This window comes from Haemophilus sp. HMSC066A11, from assembly GCF_001811665.1.
GTDB lineage: Bacteria > Pseudomonadota > Gammaproteobacteria > Enterobacterales > Pasteurellaceae > Haemophilus > Haemophilus influenzae.
Map to the genome: position 1 here is coordinate 245,812 of NZ_KV805856.1, position 25,117 is coordinate 270,928.

30 protein-coding genes and 1 other annotated feature (1 of these 31 cut by a window edge) are annotated in these 25,117 nt (G+C 37.9%); of the genes, 12 read left to right on the top strand and 18 right to left on the bottom strand.

Annotation, left to right across the window (positions count from 1 at the left end; genetic code table 11):
- Positions 1-11 (bottom strand) — a sequence feature (His leader region) (it extends 111 nt beyond the left edge of the window).
- 95 nt (positions 12-106) lie between these two features.
- From rnt to HMPREF2813_RS02425, 6 genes are all read right to left on the bottom strand, one after another.
- Entirely contained in the window at positions 107-796 is a 690-nt protein-coding gene (gene rnt, locus HMPREF2813_RS02400; RefSeq protein WP_005659978.1) for a ribonuclease T, read from the bottom strand.
- A gap of 73 nt (positions 797-869) precedes the next feature.
- Positions 870-1,277, bottom strand: coding sequence for a lactoylglutathione lyase (gene gloA, locus HMPREF2813_RS02405; RefSeq protein ID WP_014550469.1), 408 nt, complete (start codon positions 1,275-1,277; stop codon positions 870-872).
- A gap of 66 nt (positions 1,278-1,343) precedes the next feature.
- Positions 1,344-1,748: a type II toxin-antitoxin system VapC family toxin gene (locus HMPREF2813_RS02410; protein WP_005659980.1), complete on the bottom strand. Its 405-nt coding sequence runs from the start codon at positions 1,746-1,748 to the stop codon at positions 1,344-1,346.
- Positions 1,745-1,981: an antitoxin gene (locus tag HMPREF2813_RS02415; RefSeq protein ID WP_005656316.1), complete on the bottom strand. Its 237-nt coding sequence runs from the start codon at positions 1,979-1,981 to the stop codon at positions 1,745-1,747. The genes HMPREF2813_RS02410 and HMPREF2813_RS02415 overlap by 4 nt, the downstream gene beginning before the upstream one ends.
- A 92-nt stretch (positions 1,982-2,073) precedes the next feature.
- Positions 2,074-2,799, bottom strand: coding sequence for a carboxy-S-adenosyl-L-methionine synthase CmoA (cmoA, locus tag HMPREF2813_RS02420; RefSeq protein WP_014550471.1), 726 nt, complete (start codon positions 2,797-2,799; stop codon positions 2,074-2,076).
- A gap of 52 nt (positions 2,800-2,851) precedes the next feature.
- Entirely contained in the window at positions 2,852-3,370 is a 519-nt protein-coding gene (locus HMPREF2813_RS02425; protein ID WP_005649040.1) for an isoprenylcysteine carboxyl methyltransferase family protein, read from the bottom strand.
- 218 nt (positions 3,371-3,588) lie between these two features.
- Between HMPREF2813_RS02425 and aspS the strand changes: the two genes are divergently transcribed.
- The 6 genes from aspS (at position 3,589) to ruvB (ending at position 9,064) form a co-directional block, all read left to right on the top strand.
- Complete coding sequence (gene aspS / locus HMPREF2813_RS02430) at positions 3,589-5,355, top strand: aspartate--tRNA ligase (protein ID WP_014550472.1); 1,767 nt, start codon at positions 3,589-3,591, stop codon at positions 5,353-5,355.
- A gap of 21 nt (positions 5,356-5,376) precedes the next feature.
- Positions 5,377-5,853 (top strand): dihydroneopterin triphosphate diphosphatase, encoded by a 477-nt coding sequence (gene nudB, locus HMPREF2813_RS02435; RefSeq protein WP_005686755.1) that lies wholly within the window; start codon positions 5,377-5,379, stop codon positions 5,851-5,853.
- Positions 5,854-6,012: 159 nt separating this feature from the next.
- Positions 6,013-6,753, top strand: coding sequence for a YebC/PmpR family DNA-binding transcriptional regulator (locus HMPREF2813_RS02440; protein ID WP_005649034.1), 741 nt, complete (start codon positions 6,013-6,015; stop codon positions 6,751-6,753).
- Positions 6,754-6,799: 46 nt separating this feature from the next.
- Entirely contained in the window at positions 6,800-7,372 is a 573-nt protein-coding gene (ruvC, locus tag HMPREF2813_RS02445) for a crossover junction endodeoxyribonuclease RuvC (RefSeq protein WP_011961738.1), read from the top strand.
- A gap of 62 nt (positions 7,373-7,434) precedes the next feature.
- Positions 7,435-8,049, top strand: coding sequence for a Holliday junction branch migration protein RuvA (gene ruvA / locus HMPREF2813_RS02450; protein WP_014550474.1), 615 nt, complete (start codon positions 7,435-7,437; stop codon positions 8,047-8,049).
- Positions 8,050-8,056: 7 nt separating this feature from the next.
- Positions 8,057-9,064, top strand: a complete 1,008-nt coding sequence (gene ruvB / locus HMPREF2813_RS02455; RefSeq protein ID WP_005686749.1) for a Holliday junction branch migration DNA helicase RuvB — start codon at positions 8,057-8,059, stop codon at positions 9,062-9,064.
- A gap of 51 nt (positions 9,065-9,115) precedes the next feature.
- Here the strand turns inward: ruvB and HMPREF2813_RS02460 are convergent, their stop codons facing one another.
- From HMPREF2813_RS02460 to proC, 4 genes are all read right to left on the bottom strand, one after another.
- Positions 9,116-9,403 (bottom strand): DUF5339 domain-containing protein, encoded by a 288-nt coding sequence (locus HMPREF2813_RS02460; protein WP_005659998.1) that lies wholly within the window; start codon positions 9,401-9,403, stop codon positions 9,116-9,118.
- Between the two features lie 172 nt (positions 9,404-9,575).
- Positions 9,576-10,469 (bottom strand): site-specific tyrosine recombinase XerD, encoded by an 894-nt coding sequence (gene xerD / locus HMPREF2813_RS02465; protein ID WP_048946765.1) that lies wholly within the window; start codon positions 10,467-10,469, stop codon positions 9,576-9,578.
- A gap of 30 nt (positions 10,470-10,499) precedes the next feature.
- Positions 10,500-11,666, bottom strand: a complete 1,167-nt coding sequence (locus HMPREF2813_RS02470) for a 3-phenylpropionate MFS transporter (RefSeq protein WP_014550475.1) — start codon at positions 11,664-11,666, stop codon at positions 10,500-10,502.
- Positions 11,666-12,481 (bottom strand): pyrroline-5-carboxylate reductase, encoded by an 816-nt coding sequence (gene proC / locus HMPREF2813_RS02475; protein ID WP_014550476.1) that lies wholly within the window; start codon positions 12,479-12,481, stop codon positions 11,666-11,668. The genes HMPREF2813_RS02470 and proC overlap by 1 nt, the downstream gene beginning before the upstream one ends.
- A gap of 65 nt (positions 12,482-12,546) precedes the next feature.
- Here proC and rdgC point away from each other — a divergent pair, with 65 nt between their 5' ends.
- Positions 12,547-13,455 (top strand): recombination-associated protein RdgC, encoded by a 909-nt coding sequence (rdgC, locus tag HMPREF2813_RS02480; protein ID WP_014550477.1) that lies wholly within the window; start codon positions 12,547-12,549, stop codon positions 13,453-13,455.
- Positions 13,456-13,504: 49 nt separating this feature from the next.
- On the opposite strand, the gene ruvX is transcribed toward rdgC, so the two are convergent.
- The 6 genes from ruvX to ampD form a co-directional block, all read right to left on the bottom strand.
- Complete coding sequence (ruvX, locus tag HMPREF2813_RS02485; RefSeq protein WP_005648994.1) at positions 13,505-13,924, bottom strand: Holliday junction resolvase RuvX; 420 nt, start codon at positions 13,922-13,924, stop codon at positions 13,505-13,507.
- The gene (locus HMPREF2813_RS02490) at positions 13,924-14,484 is read right to left on the bottom strand and encodes a YqgE/AlgH family protein (protein ID WP_005656292.1); all 561 of its coding nucleotides are present in this window, start codon (positions 14,482-14,484) and stop codon (positions 13,924-13,926) included. Before HMPREF2813_RS02490 ends, ruvX begins: the two co-directional genes overlap by 1 nt.
- The gene (rsmE, locus tag HMPREF2813_RS02495) at positions 14,481-15,218 is read right to left on the bottom strand and encodes a 16S rRNA (uracil(1498)-N(3))-methyltransferase (RefSeq protein WP_005656289.1); all 738 of its coding nucleotides are present in this window, start codon (positions 15,216-15,218) and stop codon (positions 14,481-14,483) included. Before rsmE ends, HMPREF2813_RS02490 begins: the two co-directional genes overlap by 4 nt.
- A 49-nt stretch (positions 15,219-15,267) precedes the next feature.
- The gene (gene lnt, locus HMPREF2813_RS02500; RefSeq protein WP_080348255.1) at positions 15,268-16,797 is read right to left on the bottom strand and encodes an apolipoprotein N-acyltransferase; all 1,530 of its coding nucleotides are present in this window, start codon (positions 16,795-16,797) and stop codon (positions 15,268-15,270) included.
- Positions 16,798-16,819: 22 nt separating this feature from the next.
- The gene (corC, locus tag HMPREF2813_RS02505; RefSeq protein WP_005656283.1) at positions 16,820-17,719 is read right to left on the bottom strand and encodes a CNNM family magnesium/cobalt transport protein CorC; all 900 of its coding nucleotides are present in this window, start codon (positions 17,717-17,719) and stop codon (positions 16,820-16,822) included.
- 622 nt (positions 17,720-18,341) lie between these two features.
- Positions 18,342-18,902: a 1,6-anhydro-N-acetylmuramyl-L-alanine amidase AmpD gene (ampD, locus tag HMPREF2813_RS02510; RefSeq protein ID WP_014550480.1), complete on the bottom strand. Its 561-nt coding sequence runs from the start codon at positions 18,900-18,902 to the stop codon at positions 18,342-18,344.
- A 114-nt stretch (positions 18,903-19,016) separates the two neighbouring features.
- Between ampD and HMPREF2813_RS02515 the strand changes: the two genes are divergently transcribed.
- From HMPREF2813_RS02515 to HMPREF2813_RS02530, 4 genes are read left to right on the top strand one after another with little or no spacing between them, the layout of a single operon-like run.
- Positions 19,017-19,466, top strand: coding sequence for a prepilin-type N-terminal cleavage/methylation domain-containing protein (locus HMPREF2813_RS02515; RefSeq protein WP_011271973.1), 450 nt, complete (start codon positions 19,017-19,019; stop codon positions 19,464-19,466).
- Positions 19,463-20,857, top strand: coding sequence for a GspE/PulE family protein (locus HMPREF2813_RS02520; RefSeq protein WP_011271972.1), 1,395 nt, complete (start codon positions 19,463-19,465; stop codon positions 20,855-20,857). Before HMPREF2813_RS02515 ends, HMPREF2813_RS02520 begins: the two co-directional genes overlap by 4 nt.
- Positions 20,854-22,071, top strand: a complete 1,218-nt coding sequence (locus HMPREF2813_RS02525; RefSeq protein WP_014550481.1) for a type II secretion system F family protein — start codon at positions 20,854-20,856, stop codon at positions 22,069-22,071. The genes HMPREF2813_RS02520 and HMPREF2813_RS02525 overlap by 4 nt, the downstream gene beginning before the upstream one ends.
- Entirely contained in the window at positions 22,068-22,760 is a 693-nt protein-coding gene (locus HMPREF2813_RS02530; RefSeq protein ID WP_014550482.1) for a prepilin peptidase, read from the top strand. The genes HMPREF2813_RS02525 and HMPREF2813_RS02530 overlap by 4 nt, the downstream gene beginning before the upstream one ends.
- Positions 22,761-22,813: 53 nt before the next feature.
- Here the strand turns inward: HMPREF2813_RS02530 and rho are convergent, their stop codons facing one another.
- The gene (gene rho / locus HMPREF2813_RS02535) at positions 22,814-24,076 is read right to left on the bottom strand and encodes a transcription termination factor Rho (RefSeq protein ID WP_005648966.1); all 1,263 of its coding nucleotides are present in this window, start codon (positions 24,074-24,076) and stop codon (positions 22,814-22,816) included.
- A 247-nt stretch (positions 24,077-24,323) separates the two neighbouring features.
- Between rho and metJ the strand changes: the two genes are divergently transcribed.
- On the top strand, positions 24,324-24,641 hold the full coding sequence (metJ, locus tag HMPREF2813_RS02540; protein ID WP_005631186.1) for a met regulon transcriptional regulator MetJ: 318 nt from the start codon (positions 24,324-24,326) through the stop codon (positions 24,639-24,641).
- 13 nt (positions 24,642-24,654) lie between these two features.
- Here the strand turns inward: metJ and cueR are convergent, their stop codons facing one another.
- Positions 24,655-25,041 (bottom strand): Cu(I)-responsive transcriptional regulator, encoded by a 387-nt coding sequence (gene cueR / locus HMPREF2813_RS02545; RefSeq protein WP_005648963.1) that lies wholly within the window; start codon positions 25,039-25,041, stop codon positions 24,655-24,657.
- Positions 25,042-25,117 lie beyond the last annotated feature (76 nt).

Consider the following 25,117-nt stretch of genomic DNA (forward strand, 5'->3'; position numbering starts at 1 on the left):
GGTGATGATGGTGACGACGGATAATGTTCATTTTTTATCTCCAAATAAGAATTGCTTTTAAACTACTGGAAAAATAAAACGATTGCAACCAGTTTTTTATTTTTTCTTAAAGTGCGGTCTCTTTTTCAGTTGTTTTTTCCTGTTCTAGTTCAGAAGCAATGTGTGGGAAGCCACCTAAATCTTTTAAATGATTGACCATATAGCAGAATAATTTCGCCGTGCGTTCGGTATCATATAGCGCTGAATGGGCTTGTTTCCCATCAAATGGAATTTTTGCAGCAAGACAGGCTTTAACGAGAACAGTCTGACCAAACATCAATCCTGCTAAACTTGCGGTATCAAACATGCCAAAAGGATGGAAGGGATTACGCTTTACGCCAGTACGTTCAGCGGCGGCCATCACAAAGCTTTGGTCAAAAGCGGCATTGTGCGCCACAATGATAGAACGTTGGCAATCCGCATCTTTTTGTCCTCGACGCACCATTTGAAATAATCCCGTGATTGCATCAAGTTCAGACACCGCGCCACGTAGTGGATTGTGAATATCAATACCATTAAATTTCAAGGATTCTGGATTAATATTTGCGCCTTCAAAAGGCTCGATATGAAAATGGCATTTCTGATCAGGATGTAAATAACCGTTTTCATCCATTTTTAATGTGATGGCGGCTAGTTCGAGTAACGCATCTTTTTTTGCATCAAAACCTGCAGTTTCAACATCAATAATGACGGGGAAATAGCCACGAAAGCGATTTTTTAATTGGTTGTGATAAGGGATTTCTTGAGAATCGGACATAATCTATCTCTTAAAAATAAAATAACGTAGGAAGCCCTACGTTATTAAAAATACAATAAAAATTGACCGCACTTTAGTCGCCTAAACCAGATTTAGTACTTTTGTTTTCGATAAATTCAATTTTATAACCATCGGGATCTTCAACAAAAGCAATGACGGTTGAGCCACCTTTAACTGGCCCTGCTTCGCGAGTAACGTTACCACCGCTCGTGCGAACGGCTTCACAAGTCGCATAAATATCATCTACGCCGATAGCGATATGTCCATATGCAGTGCCGTGTTCATATTTATCTACGCCCCAGTTGTATGTTAATTCAATTTCTGCCGCACTTTCGCCATTTTCGTAACCTAAAAAAGCCAGCGTATATTTGTATTCTGGGTTTTCACTGGTGCGTAATAAACGCATACCTAAAACATCTTGGTAAAATTTGATTGAACGATCTAAATCGCCCACGCGTAACATAGTGTGTAAAATTTGCATCGGTTTGTCCTTTTTTAGTTGAGTTAAACAGATTATGTCATAAGTAAAATAAAAAATCAGAATTATCTATTTTGTCCAATCTTGCCACTGAAGATCTGTAATACGCTGAAATTCTTTTACATTATGTGTAATAAGAACAGCATTTAAACTCAATGCGTGACAAGCAATCCATAGATCATTATTTCCGATAGGTCTCCCTTGTTTTTTGAGTGTATTTGCCCATTTGCCATAATGTAAACAGATTTGTTCATTGGGATATAGTACATTTACTCGTTCAGTAAGTAATTCTATTGCTCGTATTGATTGCTCATAATTTTGACTACCAAAGGCGCCTTTAATAAGTTCAGCATAAGTAATAAAGCTGATAACTAAGCGATCATTAGGCAATAATTGTGATACTCGTTCGGCAACAATTTTGGGGCGATTTTTCATTAAATAAATAATGATATTGGTGTCTAACATATAAATCATAAATTTTCTCGCTCCTGAGGCGGTAAATCATCACGCGCTTCAAGTGCTTGAATAAAGGTCTCATCAAATCCTTCAAATAACGCAAGAAAATCATCTGTTTTTTTAGAAACTGGGCGTAATACCACATCCCCATTTTCTTTTCGGAAAATTTCTACGGTATCGACGTCAAAACGAAAGTCCATCGGGATCCGAACAGCTTGGCTGTTACCACTTTGAAACACTTTAGCAAGCATATTTACCCTCCTGTATATACTGTGCATTTAATAAGTATATACTAATCATTTCAATTGCTGTATGCAAGCAAGAAGATCAAATTACCGTTGTTTTATTTAACTGCAATCATCGAACCAAAATTAAAGCATTGGAACCAAAGTTCTACTTGTGAAAATCCTACGTTTTTTAACCGCACTTTGTGTGTCTCGATAGAGTCTGTACGCATCACATTTTCAAGTACGGTACGTTTCTGACTCACTTCAAGTTCGCTATAACCGTTGGCACGTTTGAATTGGTGGTGCAAGTCAATGAGTAAATGATCAATTTTAGTATCTTCAAAACGGAATTTTTCTGATAACACGAGCACGCCATTTGGATTTAAACCTTCATAGATTTTGATAAGCAATGCCACGCGATCTTCAGGCGGTAAAAATTGCAAGGTGAAGTTGAGAATGACCATTGAGGCATTTTTAATTTCAACGTGGCGAATATCATTACAGAGAATTTCTACTGGTATCTCACTATGATATGCCGCAATATGTTGGCGACAACGTTCAACCATCGGTTGAGAATTATCGATACCAATAATTTTTACGTTGGGTTGATGAATATTTCGACGTGCAGAAAGTGTGGCAGCTCCTCGTGAGCAACCTAGATCATAAACGTTACTATCAGCCGTGACGAAACGTTCTGCCAGCATACCGATTGCCGTAATAATGTTGGAATAGCCAGGTACGGAGCGTTGAATCATATCTGGAAAGACTTCAGCAACGTTTTCGTCAAAGATGAAATCCCCCAATTTAGCAATGGGGGTAGAAAATAGAGTATCTTTTACCATAATGTGTTAAAGGCAGAGAGAAAGAGTCGTTATTTTAGAAGAAATTTATAAATTATGATTTAGGAAATAAATGCGACATGGCACTCTCTTCTTGTTTAATACGCACGGCTAAGATAAGCAAATAAATAGGTAGTCCAACCAATGCGGTATATTTAGCCTGACAGAAAAGCGATAAGCCAATTAATTCGGGAATGATGTTTAAGAAATAATTTGGGTGACGTACGTATTTAAACAAGAAAGAGCGATTAATTTGATGTTCTGGTAAAATATAAATTTTTACTGTCCAAATCTCTTTTAGCTCATAAATCACATAAAATAGCATTGCAATAGCAAAAATTAAAATTGCCAACCCTATTTGTGAAGTGCTATTGAATGACAGGTTTTGCTTATTAGCCTCAATGATCGCCGCAAAATAAAATGCAACATGGGCAATGGACAACAGTGTGGAATTGCGTTTACCATACTGTATTGCACCCTTTGCAATGAGTGCTTTTTCATGACGAATTGAAATAGACAGACTGTAAAAACGGATCGCTAAAATACAGGCAAAAGTAATATTGATAAATAACATGTGGTTATCCTTAACGTAATTTAATCTCAACAAGCCGCATAATATAACAAAAAATCTGATGATATGGCACAAAAAAGCCTTTATTTTGAACATTTATTACTTTTCTTTGCTTTTTTGATTGATTTGTCAGCATAAATAAACTTTTTATCTCTCTTGGTTTTCCGCTATAATTGCGACAGATTTTTGAGCATAATTAAAAGAGTACAAAGGATTTTGAAATGATGCGTACACATTATTGCGGAGCATTAAACCGTAACAATATCGGACAAGATGTAACATTAAGCGGTTGGGTTCACCGCCGTCGTGATTTAGGTGGCTTGATTTTTATTGATATGCGTGATCGTGATGGCATTGTGCAAGTTTGTTTTGATCCGAAATATCAAGATGCATTGACAGCGGCTGCTGGGTTACGTAATGAATTTTGTATTCAAATTAAAGGTGAAGTGATTGCGCGTCCTGAAAACCAAATCAATAAAAATATGGCAACAGGTGAAGTGGAAGTGTTAGCGAAAGAATTGCGTGTTTACAATGCTTCTGATGTGTTGCCTCTCGACTTTAACCAAAACAATACTGAAGAACAACGTTTAAAATATCGTTATTTAGATTTACGTCGTCCAGAAATGGCTCAACGTTTGAAAACTCGTGCAAAAATCACCAGCTTTGTGCGTCGTTTCATGGATGATAATGGTTTCCTTGATATTGAAACCCCAATGCTTACCAAAGCAACGCCAGAAGGTGCGCGTGACTATTTAGTGCCAAGCCGTGTGCATAAAGGCAAATTCTATGCATTGCCGCAATCACCACAGCTTTTCAAACAGCTTTTAATGATGTCTGGTTTTGACCGCTATTATCAAATCGTAAAATGTTTCCGTGATGAAGATTTGCGAGCAGACCGTCAGCCTGAGTTTACTCAAATCGATGTGGAAACTTCTTTCCTAACTGCGCCAGAAGTCCGCGAAATTATGGAACGTATGGTGCACGGCTTATGGCTTGATACCATCGGTGTGGATTTAGGTAAGTTCCCAGTGATGACTTGGCAAGAAGCAATGTGTCGTTTCGGTTCTGATAAGCCAGATTTGCGTAACCCATTAGAAATGGTAGATGTAGCAGATATTGTCAAAGATGTTGAATTTAAAGTATTTAATGAGCCAGCAAACAATCCAAATGGCCGTGTTGCAGTCATTCGAGTACCAAATGGTGCAGAAATTACTCGTAAACAAATTGATGAATATACACAATTTGTTGGTATTTATGGTGCAAAAGGCTTGGCTTGGGCAAAAGTAAACGATATTAATGCTGGTCTTGAAGGCGTGCAAAGTCCGATTGCGAAATTCTTAAATGAAGAGGTATGGAAAGCGTTAGCAGAACGTGTGAATGCACAAACTGGCGATATTTTATTCTTCGGTGCAGACAAATGGCAAACTACCACTGATGCAATGGGCGCGTTACGTTTGAAATTAGGTCGTGATCTTGGCTTAACTCGTTTAGACGAATGGAAACCGCTTTGGGTCATTGATTTCCCAATGTTTGAACGTGATGAAGAAGGTAATCTTGCAGCAATGCACCATCCATTCACTTCACCAAAAGATTTCAGCCCAGAGCAATTAGAGGCTGATCCAACAAGTGCGGTAGCCAATGCTTACGATATGGTCATCAACGGCTACGAAGTGGGTGGTGGTTCTGTGCGTATTTTTGATCCGAAAATGCAACAAACTGTGTTCCGTATTCTTGGTATTGACGAAGAACAACAACGAGAGAAATTCGGTTTCTTATTAGATGCGTTAAAATTTGGTACTCCACCGCATGCTGGTTTAGCATTTGGTTTAGACCGTTTAACCATGCTTTTAACAGGCACTGAAAATATCCGTGATGTGATTGCTTTTCCTAAAACTACGGCAGCAGCGTGCTTAATGACAGAAGCCCCGAGTTTTGCAAATCCGCAAGCGTTGGAAGAGTTGGCAATTTCTGTCGTTAAAGCAGAATAAGTTTGAAATATTAGGAATGAAGTGCGGTCAGATTTGACCGCATTTTTAATGATGCAATACAAAAATAATCAATCTGTTCTCGTTGTAATTTACACTAAAGATACAAACAGAGTTTTAATGCTCCAACGCCAAGATGATCCTGATTTTTGGCAGTCTGTTACTGGCACCATTGAAAGTGGTGAAACACCAAAAAAAACAGCAATTCGTGAGCTATGGGAAGAAGTGCGGTTAGAAATTTCGGAAAATTCCACCGCACTTTTTGATTGCAATGAGAGCATAGAATTTGAAATTTTTCCACATTTCCGCTATAAATACGCACCGAATATTACTCATTGCAAAGAACATTGGTTTTTGTGTGAGGTGGAAAAAGAATTTATGCCAGTATTGAGTGAGCATTTAGATTTTTGCTGGATATCGGCGAAAAAAGCAGTAGAAATGACGAAATCCCAGAATAATGCGGAAGCTATTAAAAAATATCTTTTTAATCTCCGTAGGTAAGTATAATCACAGCTAATTATGGTGATAGCGGTTCTCTTTTGGGAAAAGCTACATCCACTCCCAACGGGGTAACACTTTTACTAACCTAGGCTATACCTAGCCTAGGTCAAAACGTTTAATTAAATCAAGATCAATAAGATCAAAACAGAAGGAAATAAAATGGCAGGTCATAGTAAGTGGGCTAATATTAAACACCGCAAAGCAGCACAAGATGCACAACGCGGTAAAATTTTTACTAAATTAATTCGTGAACTTGTTACCGCAGCTAAAATTGGTGGTGGCGATGTGAGTGCTAACCCGCGTTTACGTGCAGCAGTAGATAAAGCACTTAGCAATAATATGACGCGCGATACTATCAACCGCGCTATTGATCGTGGCGTAGGTGGTGGCGATGACACCAATATGGAAACCAAAATCTATGAAGGTTATGGTCCAGGTGGTACAGCGGTTATGGTGGAATGTTTAAGTGATAATGCAAACCGTACGATCTCACAAGTGCGCCCAAGTTTTACTAAATGTGGTGGTAACTTGGGAACAGAAGGTTCTGTGGGTTATTTATTTAGCAAAAAAGGTTTAATCTTAATCGCAGAAGCGGATGAAGATGCCTTAACTGAAGCGGCAATCGAAGCGGGTGCTGATGATATTCAACCACAAGATGATGGTTCATTTGAAATCTATACTGCTTGGGAAGATTTAGGTTCAGTGCGCGATGGCATTGAAGCAGCTGGTTTTAAAGTACAAGAAGCTGAAGTAACGATGATTCCATCAACAACCGTTGATCTTGATATTGAAACTGCACCAAAATTACTTCGTTTAATTGATATGTTGGAAGATTGTGATGACGTACAAAACGTATATCACAACGGAGAAATCTGTGACGAAGTGGCATCTCAACTTTAATAATGCAATAAATGGGTAATTTAATTACCCATTTTTTATAGAAATTATGAGCATTATTTTAGGTATTGACCCAGGCTCTCGCGTAACTGGCTACGGTGTGATTCGTCAAACAGGAAGACATTTAGAATATCTCGGTAGTGGTGCAATTCGTACTCAAGTTGAAGATTTACCAACCCGTTTGAAACGCATTTATGCTGGAGTAACTGAAATCATCACGCAATTTCAACCAGATATGTTTGCGATTGAGCAAGTGTTTATGGCTAAGAATGCGGATTCTGCTTTGAAACTCGGGCAGGCTCGCGGTACGGCGATTGTTGCTGCAGTAAATCATGATCTACCTGTTTTTGAATATGCCGCACGTTTAGTAAAACAAACAGTGGTGGGCATTGGTTCCGCAGATAAAGTGCAAGTGCAAGAAATGGTGACTCGTATTTTGAAGTTGTCTGATAAACCTCAAACCGATGCTGCGGATGCGTTGGCTATCGCGATTACACACGCGCATTCTATTCAACACTCTTTGCATATTGCCAATTCTGTGAAAATGACAGAAACGCAAGAAAAAATGACCGCACTTTTAAAGACCAGATATAGCCGAGGACGCTTTAGATTAAAAATTTAACTGGATGTTCGTCCAGTTTTATTTTATTCTATGCGTTAAGTTTTTTATCATTCGGAAGAATTATGATCGGTCGCTTACAAGGCATTCTTTTAGAAAAACAACCTCCAGAAATTTTACTTAATGTGCAAGGCGTAGGCTATGAATTGCTTTTGCCTATGACGAGTTTCTATGATTTACCAGAAATTGGACAAGAAACAACTTTATTCACCCATCTTGTTGTTCGTGAAGATGCTCACTTACTCTTTGGATTTGCCCAGAAAACAGACCGCACTTTATTTCGTGAATTAATTAAAACAAATGGGGTGGGGCCTAAATTAGCCTTAGCGATTTTATCCGCCATGTCGGTCGAACAATTTGCCTATGCAATAGAGAGAGAAGAACTTTCTAAACTCACTAAAATTCCAGGTGTTGGCAAAAAAACAGCTGAACGTTTGTTAGTTGAACTCAAAGGTAAATTTAAAGGCGTAAAACAAAGCGATTTCTTTGTAGAAAGTACGCATATTCCATTATCCCCATCTATTGAATCCCACTCGGAAAGTTCATCTGATGAAGCAATTTCAGCCTTGATTGCTTTAGGTTATAAACCTGTAGAAGCAGAAAAAATGGTAAAACGCGTTGCTAAACCTGCATTAACCAGTGAACAAGTTATTCGTGAAGCATTAAAAGCCGCATTGTAGGAAAAATATGATTGAAGCAGATAGAATTATTAGCGGGCAAGCTAAGGTTGATGAAGATGTTATTGACCGTGCTATTCGTCCTAAACTATTAGCGGATTATGTTGGGCAGCCGCAAGTACGCGAGCAGATGGATATCTTCATCAAGGCAGCCAAACTACGTCAAGATGCCTTAGATCATTTATTGATTTTTGGCCCTCCTGGTTTGGGAAAAACAACGCTTGCTAATATTGTGGCAAATGAAATGGGCGTGAATATTCGTACGACGTCAGGGCCTGTGTTAGAAAAAGCGGGCGATTTGGCTGCAATGCTAACCAATCTTGAACCGCATGATGTGTTATTTATTGATGAAATCCATCGACTTTCCCCTGCTATTGAAGAAGTCCTTTATCCAGCAATGGAAGACTATCAGTTGGATATTATGATTGGCGAAGGACCCGCTGCTCGTTCCATTAAATTAGATTTGCCCCCTTTTACTTTGGTTGGCGCGACCACTAGAGCGGGTTCTTTGACTTCTCCATTGCGTGATCGTTTTGGTATTGTGCAACGTTTGGAGTTTTATTCTGTAGAAGATTTAACATCTATCGTTGCAAGAAGTGCGGGCTGTTTAAATCTTGAATTAGAACAACAAGCCGCTTTCGAGGTGGCTCGTCGTTCACGAGGCACGCCTCGAATTGCAAACCGTTTATTACGACGTGTGCGTGATTATGCAGATGTGCGTAATGGGGGAGTAATTTCTGTAGAGGTGGCAAAACAAGCACTTTCAATGCTAGATGTAGACGATGCTGGATTTGATTATTTAGATAGAAAGTTGTTGTCTGCAGTTATTGAGCGTTTTGATGGTGGCCCTGTAGGGCTAGATAATCTTGCTGCTGCAATTGGCGAAGAACGTGATACCATTGAAGATGTGTTAGAGCCTTATTTGATTCAACAGGGTTTTTTACAAAGAACGCCGAGAGGTCGTATTGCAACATCACAAACTTATCGTCATTTTGGTTTGCAGAAATTATCAGACTAGATAAATTTAACCACTAAAAAAGCCTTATTGTACTCAATAAGGCTTTTTTAATTACTCACTATAACTTTTCAAATTACTTAATTTTGCTAAACCCACTTCACAACTTTTTAACTGAGTCGCTAATTCCATTTGAAGAATTTGTTGTTTGCTTTGGTTTAGTTTACTTTTGATTTTATTTACTTGAATGTGGGTTCCAGGTTGTTTTTCTGCTTGGGCAATCAAATTCTCTGTTTCTTTAAATAGTTGTTCACATTGTTTAGGCATTGAATTAGATTCGGCTAAAACAGAAGTTGAAAATAAGCATAAAAGTGCGGTAAAAAAAAGCGTGATTTTTTTCATTTTAGAATCCAAAATTACTTTTCGATAGAACAAATGTCGAAATTCTTCGCAAGATAGCAAAATATGCTTGAGCTGTCTAATTTTTTATTCAAAATTTGTGATGCGTGTCAAATTAATTAATCAATAAGAAATCCACAATCAATCTTTAAAACTATAAAAATTTACCCCGAAATTATCCTCTAGGATGAAATCTTTCATGCAATCGTTTCAATCTTTCTTTTGCCACGTGAGTATAAATCTGTGTTGTAGATAAATCTGTATGCCCCAACAACATTTGCACCACGCGTAAATCCGCACCGTGATTCACTAAATGGGTGGCAAAAGCATGGCGAAGAACGTGAGGAGAAAGTGCATCAGCATCAATATCCGCGAGAATGGCATAATGTTTTACACGATGCCAGAAAGTTTGACGAGTCATTTGCTGTGTGCGCTGACTTGGAAACACAACATCAGAACTCTGCCCATTTAAGAGAACAGGACGACCATAAAGCATAAATTGACGAACCCAATAAGCAGCTTCTTCCCCCATTGGCACAATACGTTCCTTGTTCCCTTTACCAATCACTCGCACCACGCCTTGTTGCACGCTCATGTTTTCAATCGTAAGCGAAACTAACTCCGTGACACGAAGCCCAGTCGCATAAAGCAACTCTAACATTGCTTTATCACGCAATTCCAAAGGGACTTCAACATCTGGCGTATTGAGCAAATCTGACACTTGTTGCTCGGTTAAATATTTTGGCAAGCGACTGGGTAATTTAGGCGAACTTAGCACCGCACTTGGATCATCCACTCGATATTTTTCCCGATATAAATATTGGAAAAGTTTACGCATTGCACTTAACATTCGCGCAGTGCTCGTGGCTTTGTAACCTTTCTCCAAACGTTCACCCAGAAAACCTTGTAAATCAACAGCATCTAAGGTTTCCAAAGACAAGTCGTTTTTATCCAACCAATCACAAAGTGAGGTTAAATCCAAACGATAAGATTGAACGGTATTTTCTGAAAGCCCTTTTTCAATCCAATATTCGTTAAGGAACAAATCAATAAGTGCAAGATTTTTCATATTACTTTTCTACAAGGAAAGCGATGCGTCCTATTTATGCTGAACAATCAAAAAGGCATTTAACTTGCGTGGAATCACAAAAAATGCAGCCGCCGCGATGATACTCATAAATACAAATGTCATCGCTGGCGAAGTTGGATAAATCATGCCAGCAATCGCGGTGAAAATGGCAATGAGCACACCATTGGATAAACCATTATACAAACCTTGTAACTTCGCAATATGGCTTTGCGGTTGCGTGGTGATATAGCGAACAATCGCATAATGGCAAACGGCATAAGTAAAACTATGTATAAGTTGCAATAAGAATATCAACCAAAAATCTTCAATATATCCCATTACAGCCCAGCGTCCAACGCACGCAAACGCAGAAATATAAAGCAGCACACTGATAGAAATATTTTGAAATAAGCGACGAGAGAAGAAAAATAATACGATTTCTGCCAATACCCCAATTCCCCAAAGTAAGCTAGTTTGTGAAACGGAGATCCCAATGCTTGTCCAATAAATCGTGCTATAAACATAATAAGCCGCATGAGAGCCTTGAATCAGTCCCACTGCAACCATGACTCGTAATGTCATCGGATTTTTCAGTAAAGCAATAAAACCAACATCATTTTGAACGCCATCTTCAGGTATTTCATCTTTTGGGGGAATGGTGGGTTTTAAAAGCTGAATGATGGTATAGAAAGATAAAAGTGCGGTTAAAATCCACACGATATTTTGCTCGCCAACCCAGCCAATCATTCCACCAAAAACCACCACGCCAAGGATAAAGGCAGAAGAACCAATCAAACGGACTTTGCCGTAATCCAAGCCGATTTGGCGTTGCCAAGTGGATGCTAACGAATCCCCAATCGGCATTCCTGCTGAATTCACAGAAGCATACAAACCGATAGCAATAAACAACAACCAAAAATTATGTGCAACTAAACTCATAGCCGCCATAATAATGGCCGATGCTAACGCCAATAGGCGTAAGGAACTAATAATATGATTGGCTTTTTTAATCAGCGATGAAAAAAATAATCCGCCCGCAAATCGGAAAATATAAGCACTCCCGATCACCAAACCAATCATTTCTTCACCATATTGTTGCGATTTCAACCATGCGGGGAAGAACGGCAAAAACACGCCATAAGCGCAGTAGTAACCCAGAAAGCTCAGTGCGAGCCAATAAAAAGGACGAACTTGCATCAGAATAAAGTTTCCATTTCTTGTGAACGAGACAAACAAGCCTGCATAGCTTGCTCTATTGTTTGATTAAAATGTTGTGCGTCAAATACTGCTAACGCTGCCGCAGTGGTGCCACCTTTCGAGGTGACATTTTCTCGTAAAGTTGAAAGCGCAATTTGCGGATTTTCTGTCACCATTTTGGCTGCACCAAGCATGGCTTGCTGGACTAATTCACGGGCAGTTTTCTCATCTATATTCATTTTGATTAAGGCTTTCTGCATCGCTTCCAGCATTAAAAAGAAATAGGCTGGGCTACTTCCTGACGCGGCAGTGACTGCGTGCATTTGAGTTTCATCATTCACCCAAACCGTTCTTCCCACTGCTCCCAATAAGTCTTGTGCAAAAGTGCGGTAATTTTCACTCGTATTTTTCGGTGCAAATAAACCCGCCATACCTTCGCCCACTAATGCGGGCGTATTTGGCATGACGCGCACTATCGATTTTAGGCTTGGAATTAATGCGTTCAAGCGTTCAGTTGAAATACCCGCAGCAATGGAAATTAACAATTTATCGGAAAAATCCACCGCACTTAGTGGCGAACAAACTTCAGCCATCATTTGAGGTTTTACCGCAAGCAATACAACTTCCGCTTTAATTACGCTTTCCACATTATTTTCTGAAGTTGCCACGCCAAGATTGGCAAAAAATGCTCTTTTTTCTTCATTCGGATCATTCACAATAATTTGCTCGGCAGGATAACCTTGTTTCAATAATCCAAGAATAATAGCTTGTGCCATATTGCCGCCACCAATAAAGGCAATCAATTTGTGTTGCATCGTTTTTCCTACTTTTATGGGCTATAATACCGCACATTCTACCCTATATTGAAGGAAGTGTTACGATGTGGTTCAAAAATTTAATGACTTATAGACTGACTAAACCCCTAGATTGGGATCTTGCACAGCTACAAACTCAACTGGAAGATTGTCAATTTCATCCTTGCGGCGCTCAAGATCAAAGTAAATTTGGCTGGTCTGCTCCATTAAGAGGTTCTGATTTACTCTATTTTTCTGTTGGAAAACAAATTCTATTAATCGCCAAAAAAGAAGAAAAAATCTTGCCGGCAAATGTGGTCAAACGTGAATTAGATGACCGCATTGAAAGCCTTGAACAAAAAGAAAATCGCAAACTTAAAAAGGTAGAAAAACAAACATTAAAAGATGATGTCGTGATGAATTTATTGCCTCGTGCGTTTAGTAAAAATCAGCATACGGCGCTATGGATTGATACGGAAAATAATCTTGTTCATGTTGATGCCGCATCAAGTAAACGCGCGGAAGATGCGCTCGCATTACTGCGTAAATCCTTAGGTTCGCTCCCTGTCGTGCCTTTAGCCTTTGCTAATGAACCCAGCACGATTTTAACCAATTGGATCCTTCAAGATACTTTACCGCATTGGTTACTTGCATTAGAAGAAGCCGAGCTTCGTGGCAGTCAGGAAGACAGCGTTATCCGTTGTAAAAAACAACCTTTAGAAAATGAAGAAATTCTCGCTCTTCTGCAAGATGGCAAAAAAGTAGTAAGTAAATTAGCCTTAGAATGGGAGGATACCTTAACTTTCGTTTTTAACGAAGATTGCACCCTCAAACGTTTAAAATTTGCAGATACTGTACGGGAAAAAAATGATGATATTCTGAAAGAAGATTTTGCACAGCGTTTCGATGCAGATTTTGTACTGATGACTGGTATTTTAGCCAAACTCACCGAAAATTTATTAGATGAATTTGGTGGCGAAAAAGCGAGATTATAAAATCGCGCTTTAATCATTCTAAAATGAAGTTTATTTTTACAATGTTAATCTAATATTCAGCGTATTCAAACCAGCTCTCTAAAATTAAACAAGCTGACACTCCATCGATTTTACCTTTTTTTAATGCTTTAAAACCACCACGTTCAAAAATCTCACTACGAGCTTGCGTGGTGGTTAATCGTTCATCTTGTAAATGAACATTAACGCCAAAACGACCTTGTAAACGATTTGCAAATTTACGAGCACGTAGAGTGAGATCTTGTTCTGTTCCGTCCATATTTAAAGGAAGACCAACAATGACAACATCTGGTTTCCATTCTTTCAAACATTTTTCGATCGCTTCCCAATTTGGGATGCCATCTTGCGCCTTAAAAGCGGGTAAGGCCTGTGCTGTACCAGTAATACTTTGTCCTATGGCACAACCGATACTTTTAGTGCCAAAATCAAAAGCCAGAGCGGTAATTCCCATTAACTATGCCCTACTTGCGCTAACGCAAAATTATAAGGATGAATACCAAGTAACTGATTGGCTGCAGCATAACGATCTTCATAGGGCATATCAAATAAAATTTGATCGTTAGATGACACCACCAACCACGCATTATCTCTGATTTCTTTTTCTAACTGACCAGCCCCCCAGCTTGAACATCCTAGCGCAACAAGATATTTTTCAGGTGCAAAAGTTGAACCTAGCGTTTCCACCACATCAGCGGAGGTTGTCATTGAAAGTTCCTCTGTGACTTTGTAAGTATGTTGAAAAGCATTAAGCGTATTCTTATGTAAAATAAACCCTCTTTCTGTATGCACAGGGCCACCCGCAACCACCATTTCATTACCAAAAGTGCGGTCATTTTTCATCATAAAATTGAGTTTTGAATAAAGTTCCGCAATGCTTAAATCTGTCGGCTGATTAATTACCAAACCCATTGAACCCTGTTCATTATGCTCACACATAAACACCACCGTGCGATTAAAATAATCGTCTAAATGTGGCATTGCGATCAAAAATTTTCCTTGTAATTCCATCATTCGCCTAAATCCCCAAAACAAATTTGCAATGCACTTATCGCTGCAAGTGATGCAGTTTCAGTGCGTAAAACACGTTTTCCTAATAAAATTTCAGTAAATCCTTGCTGTTCAGTTTGGGCAATTTCTTGTGCTGATAATCCACCTTCCGAGCCAATTAATAAACGAACACCCTCAGCAGGAATAGTCGGTAAGGTTTTAATAGAATAGTGCGCGCGTGGATGTAAATTCAATTTCAATGCACCATCATTTTCTGCACACCAATCTTGCAATTTCATTAAGGGACGAATTTCTGGTACGCTATTACGACCGCATTGCTCACAAGCTGCAATCGCAATTTTTTGCCATTGTTGGATTTTTTTATCCATCCGCTCTGCGTCAAGTTTTACGCCACAGCGTTCTGACCATAATGGCGTAATCACATTTACCCCTAATTCTACGGATTTTTGAATAGTAAATTCCATTCGTTCTCCGCGAGAAATCACTTGTCCTAAATGGATTTTTAAATGGGATTCTTTATCCGCAAGCTCACGCCCCAAAATCTCTACTTTTACGGACTTTTTATTTGACTCAATAATTTTTGCTGGATAAATATGATTAGAACCATCAAAGAGTTCAAGCTGTTCGCCTTCTGTCATTCTTAACACTCGAGCAACGTGATTTGCCGCATCTTCTGAAAGATAACATTGAGTTTGATTTTCAAGGGATATTGGATGATAAATTCTTGGTATGCGCATAATGTTTATTTATATGAATGAAAAAGTGCGGTCATTTTAACTGGTGTTTTTATAAGATATTCATCTTACGACGAATAAACGCCATCATACTGTGCAAGAGTAAAAACAATAAAGATAAAGCATACAAAGGCATATTTCCTAACACAGAATAAGGGGTTTTGCCTTCCGCAGGTGCAATTTTATAAGTCAAAGTTGTTTCAATAAATTGCGGGGCTTGTGCTAATACCTTACCTTGCGCATCAACAAAAACTGAAATCCCCGTATTTGTTGCACGAATAAGCGGTTTGCCTAATTCTAAAGCGCGCATTCTTGCCATCTGTAAATGTTGCCAAGGCCCAATAGAATCGCCAAACCACGCATCATTAGATAAGGTGAGCAAATAATCCGTATCTTGTTTCAAATTTTGTCGCACTTGCTCGCCGAAAATAATTTCATAACAAATTGCTGGCGAAAAAGCACGTTTTTTTGCGATTAAAGAGGGTTGAACAGCCTCTCCACTTTGAAATGCTGACATTGGTAAATTAAACACTGAATTAAGCGGTCGTAAAATACTTTCTAGCGGAACATATTCCCCGAAAGGCACGAGATGATGTTTATTATAACGATTTGGCGTATCTGGTTTATAAGGAAAATCTGGGTTTCCAGTAGTCATAATTGAATTTAATAACTTACCAGATTTTGTATCTTGGAATACCGTTCCAATCATAATCTCCGTTTTAGTTTCTTTAGCAGCATGCTCTAATTTTTCAAAAAATGGTGTAATTGTATTTTCAAGGGTTGGCAAGGCTGATTCAGGCAAAATAATTAAATCGGTTTTACCAAGATTTTCTGCGATTAATTTTTGATAAATTGCCAAAGTAGAATAGAAATAATTAGGATCCCATTTAAGATTTTGTTCAATATTGCCTTGCGCAAGCGTGACTGAAATTGCCTTATTTTCAACAGATTTTACAAAGTGAATTCGCGATGAATAAGCACTTAATCCCCCTACAATAATCAATAACAAAGCATTCGCTAAAACTAATTTAAAATTTTTCGTTTTAAACAAAGAGGAAACGAGATTAAAAATGACCGCACTTGCCCAAAGGGTAAAGAATGTCAATCCTGTTACCCCAAAAATCGGGGCGATACCATAAAATGGGCTGTCAATTTGTGTATAACCAAATTGAAGCCAAGGAAAACCAGTAAAAATCCAACCCCGTAAAAATTCTGTCAATGTCCAAATCACGGCAAAAATTACCGCACTTTGCACTTTGAAACGCTGAACTAAATAGGTAAAAAGCATTGGATATAGGGCAAGATAAGCCGCAAGCAAACCGACAAGGAAATAACTTACCCCTAAAGACGCACCGCCAAATTGATGGATACTAACATTAAGCCAACTTACTCCAAAGCAGAAAAATCCCATCGCCCACAAGAAAGTGGATAAAAGTGCGGTGGATTTTTTAGGATTTTTAGCGACATAAAGTAAACCGAGTAAAGACACATAGGCTAAAGGCCAATAATCAAATGGCGAAAAGGCAAAAACACCGACTAAACCCGATATAAAAGCAATAAAATAAGTTAAATATTTATTCATAAATTTAATTGATAATAAAATCCTATTCAGATTTTTCATCTACATTATTCATTTCTGCCAAATGTTCATCTGGCACTGTCACGCGAAGTTGAATTAATCGACGACTATCTGCAGAAGTCACTTTAAATTGAAGATTTTTCAAAATAATTTCTTCCCCACGTTTTGGTAAATAACCAAAAGTCTGCATAATCAGACCGCCAATGGTATCCACTTCTTCATCATCAAAATCCGTATTAAATTGCCCATTGAAATCATCAATATCGGTGAGTGCACGCACAGCATAAGTATGACGAGAAAGCTGACGAATATCCGCAATCTCTTCTTCATCAAATTCATCTTCAATATCGCCAACAATTTGTTCCAAAATATCTTCAATGGTAACAAGCCCTGACACTGCACCAAATTCATCCACCACAATGGCCATATGGAAACGCTCAGAGCGAAAATCTTTTAACATACGATCCACTCTTTTGCTTTCTGGCACAATCACGACGGGGCGCAATAATGAAGATAAATCAAACGCTTCGGCATCTTCACGTAAAAATTTTAATAAATCTTTTGCGTGCAAAATGCCCACGATATTATCGCGGTCATCGGCATCGGCAATCACAGGAAAACGAGAATGTGCGGATTCAATAATTGTGTTTAAACAAGTATTTAAATCTTGTTGATCTTCAATAAAAATAATTTGTGAACGAGGAATCATAATATCACGAACACGAAGTTCCGCAATTTCCATCACGCCTTCAATCATTTCACGCGTATTTTGATCAATTAAATCGTTTTGTTCTGAATCGCGAATCACTTCCACAAGTTCTTCACGATTTTTTAGTTCGCCTTGAAAAAAGCGACCGAATAAAGATTGGAAAAAAGGCTTTTTCGTATTTTCAGGTTGGTTTGAATTTTGCTGTTCGTCGTTCATATTGATTTGTGTTTGATGTCTTATTGACGGCGAAAAAGTATCACATTTTAGAAAAAATCGCAAAAAGCGAAAAGAGGAAAATCAATAAAAATAACCGCACATTGGGTTTGAACCTAAAGTGCGGTTAAGAATACACAATTTTACGGAGAGGGGAAAATTCTAGACAACAAAATATTCTTATTTTGTTTATATGACGAAAAGTACCTATGTTGTGGATAACATTGTGAATAACGGATTTCTGATTGTGAATTGATCTCGTAAAAACAGGCAAAGATCCTTATCACATCAAACTTCAAAATAAATAGGGTTATTTCCAACCAAAAGGTCTTAAACAAAAATAAACCGCACTTTTCACATTCAAAAATGGAAGAAAGTGCGGTAAAAAAATACAATTTTTAAAACAGTTTTATTCACAAAAGATCTTTTTATCATCTCTTTGAGTTATTCAATATTTCTGTGGATAAAATTGTGGTTGAGAAAATCTATAATGCTGTATAACTCAAATTAACTTTTTTAATAAAATTTCAGATTTAAATTTATTCCTTTTAATTCAACTAGTTAAAATTAAAAGAGTGAACGTATTTATAATACACAGAATACATCAAAATTTGATGTTTAATTTTTATACAGTTTGTTTTACACTGGATAAATAACGTTCCCAATCAAAATATTGACCAGGATCGATCTTACGTCCTGGCGAAATATCGCAATGTCCAACAATTCGATTTTTCGTAATCTTCGGGTAACTTTTCATTATTACGTTAGTAAGCTCTTGCAATGAAAAATATTGAGCGTCGGTAAAAGGCTGTTCATTACTCCCCTCCAGCTCAATTCCAATGGCAAAATCATTACATTTTTCTCGTCCTTGAAAATTAGATACGCCTGCGTGCCAAGCGCGATCATTAAAATTGACATATTGCGTAATTCGCCCATTTCGTTCGATCAAACAATGTGCTGAAACACGCATTTGATAAATTTCTGCAAAATAAGGATGGATCTTAGGATCTAATTTTCCTTGAAAAAAATCATCCACATATCCGCCGCCAAATTGTTCTGGTGGCAGACTAATATAATGAATAACCAATAAGGAAATATCCTGTGGATTTGGGCGTTTATCGAAGTGAGGTGACTGAATTTGCCGACAATCCAATATACCTTGTTCAATATCTTTTAGTTTTTGCATACTTTTTTCCTTTTTTTACGATCAGGATCGCAGAAAAAGTGCGGTCAATTTTACAAACAAATTTTTCCTTTTCACAATGTCGTCGCTAACAAAGGCTTAATAAAAGGAAAATGAATGAAACTAACAACACAGCAAACCTTGAAAAAAGGGTTTACATTAATAGAGCTAATGATTGTGATTGCAATTATTGCTATTTTAGCCACTATCGCAATTCCCTCTTATCAAAATTATACTAAAAAAGCAGCGGTATCTGAATTACTGCAAGCGTCAGCGCCTTATAAGGCTGATGTGGAATTATGTGTATATAGCACAAATGAAACAACAAACTGTACGGGTGGAAAAAATGGTATTGCAGCAGATATAACCACAGCAAAAGGCTATGTAAAATCAGTGACAACAAGCAACGGTGCAATAACAGTAAAAGGGGATGGCACATTGGCAAATATGGAATATATTTTGCAAGCTACAGGTAATGCTGCAACAGGTGTAACTTGGACAACAACTTGCAAAGGAACGGATGCCTCTTTATTTCCAGCAAATTTTTGCGGAAGTGTCACACAATGACGAGCTATGCTTTACTTCATACTCAGCGTGTAACCGCTCAAAATGGCGAGATCTTTACGATCTCGCCAGATTTATGGGAACGCAATCAGCAGCAACAATCCTTGCTCTTGCGGTATTTTGCTTTGCCACTTAAAGAAGAAAATAATCGTCTTTGGCTAGGGGTTGATTCTCTCTCCAATCTTTCAGCTTGTGAAACCATTGCGTTTATAACAGGAAAACCTGTCGAACCAATTTTGTTAGAAAGCAGCCAACTCAAAGAACTGTTACAACAACTTACTCCGCACCAAATGCAAGTGGAAGAGCAAGTTAAATTCTATCAACATCAAGAAACCCATTTTGAACAAGAAGATGATGAACCTGTTATCCGCTTACTTAATCAGATTTTTGAATCTGCCTTACAAAAAAATGCCTCTGATATTCATTTAGAAACCTTGGCTGATCAGTTTCAAGTGCGGTTTAGAATTGATGGTGTTTTACAACCACAACCCTTAATAAGCAAAATATTCGCCAATCGTATTATTTCACGCTTAAAATTACTGGCTAAATTAGATATTAGTGAAAATCGACTTCCACAAGATGGACGATTTCAATTTAAAACCACTTTTTCCGATATTCTTGATTTTCGCCTTTCAACCTTACCAACCCATTGGGGCGAAAAAATCGTGTTGCGAGCGCAACAAAATAAACCTGTAGAACTTAGCTTTGCTGAACTGGGTATGACCGAAAATCAGCAACAAGCATTTCAACGCTCACTTAGCCAGCCACAAGGATTAATTTTAGTAACCGGCCCCACAGGAAGTGGGAAAAGTATCTCGCTTTACACCGCACTTCAGTGGCTAAATACGCCTGATAAACATATTATGACCGCTGAAGATCCCATTGAAATTGAACTTGATGGTATTATTCAAAGCCAAATTAATCCGCAGATTGGATTAGATTTTAGCCGTCTATTGCGTGCTTTTTTACGTCAAGATCCCGACATCATTATGCTAGGTGAAATTCGAGATGAAGAAAGTGCAAGGATTGCACTACGTGCCGCTCAAACGGGACATTTGGTGCTTTCAACTTTACATACCAATGATGCAATATCTGCCATTTCTCGCTTACAACAACTCGGTATTCAACAACATGAAATTGAAAACAGTTTACTACTCGTCATTGCACAGCGTCTTGTACGAAAAATCTGTCCAAAGTGCGGTGGAAATTTAATAAATTCTTGTGATTGCCATCAAGGTTATCGAGGGCGAATCGGCGTGTATCAATTTCTACATTGGCAACAGAATGGCTATCAAACGGATTTTGAGAATTTACGAGAGAGTGGTTTGGAAAAAGTTAGCCAAGGCATAACAGATGAGAAAGAAATTGAACGTGTGTTAGGTAAAAACTCATGACTAAAAAACTCTTTTATTATCAAGGTAGTAACGCATTAAATCAGAAACAAAAAGGCTCAATTATTGCGGATACGAAACAACAAGCGCACTTTCAGTTAATAAGCCGCGGGCTTACTCACATCAAATTACAACAAAACTGGCAATTTGGGGCAAAACCCAAAAATTCAGAAATCAGTGAATTACTCAATCAATTAGCGACATTGCTACAGTCCGTAATTCCGTTAAAAAACAGCCTACAAATTTTGCAACAAAATTGTACTCAAATTATGCTCAACAAATGGCTTGAACGACTGCTTCAATCCATTGAATCTGGCTTAGCATTCTCACAAGCCATTGAACAACAAGGAAAATATCTCACACAACAAGAAATTCAACTGATTCAAGTGGGAGAAATGACAGGAAAACTTGCCGTAGTTTGTAAAAAAATAGCCACGCACCGTAGTCAATCTTTGGCTTTACAACGCAAATTACAGAAAATTATGTTATATCCCTCAATGGTATTGGGAATTTCTCTATTATTGACACTCGCATTACTGCTTTTTATCGTACCTCAATTTGCTGAAATGTACAGTGGCAACAATGCCGAATTACCAACAATAACTGCAATATTGCTCTCTATATCCAATTTTCTTAAGCAAAATATTGGCATTTTGCTATTTTTCGCTTTGAGTTTTGTTCTATTTTATTACTTTTATCTAAAACGCCAGACTTGGTTTCATCAAAAGAAAAATCAACTTATTTCTATCACGCCTATTTTTGGCACAATTCAAAAACTTTCACGTTTAGTGAACTTTAGTCACAGTTTACAAATTATGTTACAGGCTGGCGTACCGCTTAATCAAGCACTAGACAGTTTTCTCCCTCGCACACAAACGTGGCAAACCAAGACGCTTGTAAATGACATCATATTAGATAAAGAAGTCCGGTCAATTTTACAATGGGTTTCTCAAGGCTATGCGTTTTCTGATAGTGTAAGTAGCGATCTTTTCCCGATGGAAGCACAACAAATGTTACAAATTGGCGAGCAAAGCGGAAAACTCGCTTTGATGCTAGAGCATATTGCGGATAATTACCAAGAAAAACTTAATCATCAAATTGACTTACTCTCACAAATGCTAGAACCATTAATGATGGTAATTATCGGCAGTCTGATTGGAATTATTATGATGGGAATGTATTTACCTATCTTTAATATGGGCTCTGTTATTCAATGATTTACTTCACAATGTTTTTATTAGGCGGTATCTTAGGGATCGCATTGTGGTTCTACCTATCTGGTTTTATTACCCGTTTACAGCAAGAGATTTATGCGACTTATATTGAATTATTTCCACAAAACTTTCTGTCATTTCAGCCTAGCGTTTCCTCTATTCAACAAAAAAAGTGCGGTCATATTTTGAGGTATTTTTTAAATGTTGGGGTAGAATTTATATTTTTACAAATTGCCTTCAAGGACTCTACTTTCGCTATATGGCTAGGGCTCACACTTCTTATCCTTTGGGCAATCAGTTATCTTGATTGGCACTATCAACTTATTTCTACTACACTCTGTTTATGGCTACTTACAATCGGTTTATTTGGAGCAGACAATAATTTTTCATTGCTTACGTTATCTGAAAGCATAAAAAGTGCGGCAAGTTTTTTTATTGTTTTCTACGCAATCTATTGGATTGCAAAATTCTATTACGGAAAAGAAGCCTTTGGACGGGGAGATTATTGGCTAGCAATGGCATTAGGAAGTTTTATTCATTTAGAAACCTTACCGCACTTTTTATTATTAGCCTCAGTTCTTGGAATATGTTTTTCGCTTATTCATAAAAAGAAAAAAGAATTTATACCTTTTGCCCCTTTTATGAACTTATCAGCTGTCATCATTTATTTCGTCAAATATTACGGATATTAAAAAGGGGAAAACATAATATTTTCCCCTTGTTCTTCATAAAAGTGCGGTTACTTTTACGAACGTTTCATCACTTCAAAAAACTCTTCGTTGGTTTTCGCCATCATCAGCTTATCAATCAAGAATTCCATTGCATCCACTTCATCCATTGGATTAAGAATCTTACGAAGAATCCACATTTTTTGTAATTCGTCCGCTGTTGTGAGTAAGTCTTCTTTACGAGTACCAGAGCGTTTAAAGTCAATGGCTGGGAATACGCGTCTTTCTGCAATTTTACGAGAAAGGTGTAATTCCATATTACCTGTACCTTTAAATTCTTCGAAAATAACTTCATCCATTTTCGAACCAGTATCAACTAGTGCTGTTGCAATAATCGTTAAACTGCCGCCTTCTTCCACATTACGTGCAGCTCCAAAGAAACGTTTTGGACGATGCAACGCATTAGCATCCACACCACCAGACAAAATTTTACCTGAAGCTGGAGTGACTGTATTGTAAGCGCGCGCTAAACGAGTAATAGAATCAAGCAAAATGACCACATCTTTTTTATGTTCTACAGAACGTTTCGCTTTTTCGATTACCATTTCAGCCACTTGAACGTGACGAGTTGCGGGTTCATCAAAAGTAGAAGCAATCACTTCGCCTTTTACTGAACGTTGCATTTCTGTCACTTCTTCTGGGCGTTCATCAATCAATAACACGATAAGCTCTACATCAGGATAATTATGCGTGATACTTTGCGCAATATTTTGCAGCAACATGGTTTTACCTGCTTTTGGCGGAGCAACAATCAAACCACGTTGACCTTTACCAATTGGGGATGCTAAATCCAAAATACGGGCAGTCAAATCTTCTGTTGAGCCATTGCCTCTCTCCATTCTTAAACGAGAGTTAGCATGTAATGGCGTTAAGTTTTCAAATAAGATTTTGCTACGGGACACTTCAGGTTTGTCATCATTAACTTGATCAACTTTTAAAAGTGCAAAATAGCGTTCGCCTTCTTTTGGTGGACGAATTTTACCTTCGATTTTATCACCAGTTTGAAGATTAAAACGGCGAATTTGACTTGGGGAAACATAGATATCATCAGGGCCTGCAAGGTAGGAACTGTCGGCAGAACGAAGGAAACCAAAACCATCTGGTAAAATTTCTAACACACCACCGCCGAAAATATCTTCGCCACTTTTGGCGTGCTGTTTTAAGATTGCAAAGACAATATCTTGTTTACGCAAACGAGCTAAATTTTCTAAGCCCATTTGCTCCTCGCCGAGTTTCACAAGATCAGAAACAGGCGTATTTTTAAGTTCTGTTAAATGCATAATGAATAAATGTTGGAATTAATAAGAATTGATTATTCGAATGGTGGGCTTGCACCCTTTGAATGGCGCGTAAATTACCACTAAAACCCTACGCTGTCTAGCTTTTATTAGCATTTAATATAAAAAATTACCGCACTTTTTTTAAGAACTTATTTTGGAAGTTTAGCCGTCTAGATTGTTATTTATTTGATTTTTAATTAGAATACGGACAATTTGTAAGGTTATCAATAAGCACTTAAGGGAAATTATGGCGAATTGGGACGGAAAATATATCAGCCCTTATGCAGAACACGGCAAAAAAAGTGAGCAAGTAAAAAAAATTACAGTATCTATTCCCATTAAAGTACTGGAAATTTTGACGAATGAACGCACTCGCCGCCAATTAAAAAGTTTACGTCACGCAACTAACAGTGAATTGCTTTGTGAAGCATTCTTACACGCATTCACAGGACAACCTTTACCCACCGATGCAGATTTAATGAAAGAGCGTAATGATGAAATCCCTGAAGATGCCAAAGTGCTTATGCGTGAATTAGGTGTCGATCCAGAAAGCTGGGAATATTAACCGCACTTTTCACTTATCCGTTCAAGCCATTCAAAATTAAACATTCAGGGTTGTCATTGCCCTGACAACTGTCGTGCCAGTGCTGCAATTTTTGTACCATTTTTTGTAACTGTTCTATTTGTTGATTTAATGTCGCAATATGTTGAGCAGTTAGCACTTTCACTTCTCGGCAGCTACGCTTAGGATTATCTTGTAGTGCTAATAATTGTGCGATTTGATGTAACGAAAACCCAACATTGCGTGAGTGTCGAATAAAATGCAACCTTTCTAAATCACTTTCTCCATAATTTCGATAGCCTGACAAACTGCGAACAGCGGGTTTAATTAACCCTATTTTTTCATAATCACGGATTTGTTTTGTAGATAAACCTACTAATTTTGCGGCTTCACTAATATTCATAAAAAACTTCTTGACCTTAACCTTATGTAAAGGTTTATAGTTTAACCATCAATAAAACAACTAACAAGGAGTAAAA

Bases quoted from the DNA above. Each gene is read 5' to 3' on its own strand.
- cueR (WP_005648963.1), bottom strand. From the start codon at position 25,041: ATGAATATTAGTGAAGCCGCAAAATTAGTAGGTTTATCTACAAAACAA.
- HMPREF2813_RS02440 (WP_005649034.1), top strand. From the start codon at position 6,013: ATGGCAGGTCATAGTAAGTGGGCTAATATTAAACACCGCAAAGCAGCA.
- rho (WP_005648966.1), bottom strand. From the start codon at position 24,076: ATGCATTTAACAGAACTTAAAAATACGCCTGTTTCTGATCTTGTGAAA.
- HMPREF2813_RS02415 (WP_005656316.1), bottom strand. From the start codon at position 1,981: ATGCTTGCTAAAGTGTTTCAAAGTGGTAACAGCCAAGCTGTTCGGATC.
- rnt (WP_005659978.1), bottom strand. From the start codon at position 796: ATGTCCGATTCTCAAGAAATCCCTTATCACAACCAATTAAAAAATCGC.
- corC (WP_005656283.1), bottom strand. From the start codon at position 17,719: ATGAACGACGAACAGCAAAATTCAAACCAACCTGAAAATACGAAAAAG.
- HMPREF2813_RS02520 (WP_011271972.1), top strand. From the start codon at position 19,463: ATGACGAGCTATGCTTTACTTCATACTCAGCGTGTAACCGCTCAAAAT.
- rsmE (WP_005656289.1), bottom strand. From the start codon at position 15,218: ATGCGCATACCAAGAATTTATCATCCAATATCCCTTGAAAATCAAACT.
- HMPREF2813_RS02525 (WP_014550481.1), top strand. From the start codon at position 20,854: ATGACTAAAAAACTCTTTTATTATCAAGGTAGTAACGCATTAAATCAG.
- gloA (WP_014550469.1), bottom strand. From the start codon at position 1,277: ATGCAAATTTTACACACTATGTTACGCGTGGGCGATTTAGATCGTTCA.
- ampD (WP_014550480.1), bottom strand. From the start codon at position 18,902: ATGCAAAAACTAAAAGATATTGAACAAGGTATATTGGATTGTCGGCAA.
- metJ (WP_005631186.1), top strand. From the start codon at position 24,324: ATGGCGAATTGGGACGGAAAATATATCAGCCCTTATGCAGAACACGGC.
- ruvC (WP_011961738.1), top strand. From the start codon at position 6,800: ATGAGCATTATTTTAGGTATTGACCCAGGCTCTCGCGTAACTGGCTAC.
- HMPREF2813_RS02490 (WP_005656292.1), bottom strand. From the start codon at position 14,484: ATGATGGAATTACAAGGAAAATTTTTGATCGCAATGCCACATTTAGAC.
- ruvA (WP_014550474.1), top strand. From the start codon at position 7,435: ATGATCGGTCGCTTACAAGGCATTCTTTTAGAAAAACAACCTCCAGAA.
- rdgC (WP_014550477.1), top strand. From the start codon at position 12,547: ATGTGGTTCAAAAATTTAATGACTTATAGACTGACTAAACCCCTAGAT.
- aspS (WP_014550472.1), top strand. From the start codon at position 3,589: ATGATGCGTACACATTATTGCGGAGCATTAAACCGTAACAATATCGGA.
- HMPREF2813_RS02460 (WP_005659998.1), bottom strand. From the start codon at position 9,403: ATGAAAAAAATCACGCTTTTTTTTACCGCACTTTTATGCTTATTTTCA.
- HMPREF2813_RS02410 (WP_005659980.1), bottom strand. From the start codon at position 1,748: ATGATTTATATGTTAGACACCAATATCATTATTTATTTAATGAAAAAT.
- lnt (WP_080348255.1), bottom strand. From the start codon at position 16,797: ATGAATAAATATTTAACTTATTTTATTGCTTTTATATCGGGTTTAGTC.
- HMPREF2813_RS02470 (WP_014550475.1), bottom strand. From the start codon at position 11,666: ATGCAAGTTCGTCCTTTTTATTGGCTCGCACTGAGCTTTCTGGGTTAC.
- HMPREF2813_RS02530 (WP_014550482.1), top strand. From the start codon at position 22,068: ATGATTTACTTCACAATGTTTTTATTAGGCGGTATCTTAGGGATCGCA.
- ruvX (WP_005648994.1), bottom strand. From the start codon at position 13,924: ATGGGAATTACCGCTCTGGCTTTTGATTTTGGCACTAAAAGTATCGGT.
- HMPREF2813_RS02515 (WP_011271973.1), top strand. From the start codon at position 19,017: ATGAAACTAACAACACAGCAAACCTTGAAAAAAGGGTTTACATTAATA.
- proC (WP_014550476.1), bottom strand. From the start codon at position 12,481: ATGCAACACAAATTGATTGCCTTTATTGGTGGCGGCAATATGGCACAA.
- ruvB (WP_005686749.1), top strand. From the start codon at position 8,057: ATGATTGAAGCAGATAGAATTATTAGCGGGCAAGCTAAGGTTGATGAA.
- cmoA (WP_014550471.1), bottom strand. From the start codon at position 2,799: ATGGTAAAAGATACTCTATTTTCTACCCCCATTGCTAAATTGGGGGAT.
- HMPREF2813_RS02425 (WP_005649040.1), bottom strand. From the start codon at position 3,370: ATGTTATTTATCAATATTACTTTTGCCTGTATTTTAGCGATCCGTTTT.
- xerD (WP_048946765.1), bottom strand. From the start codon at position 10,469: ATGAAAAATCTTGCACTTATTGATTTGTTCCTTAACGAATATTGGATT.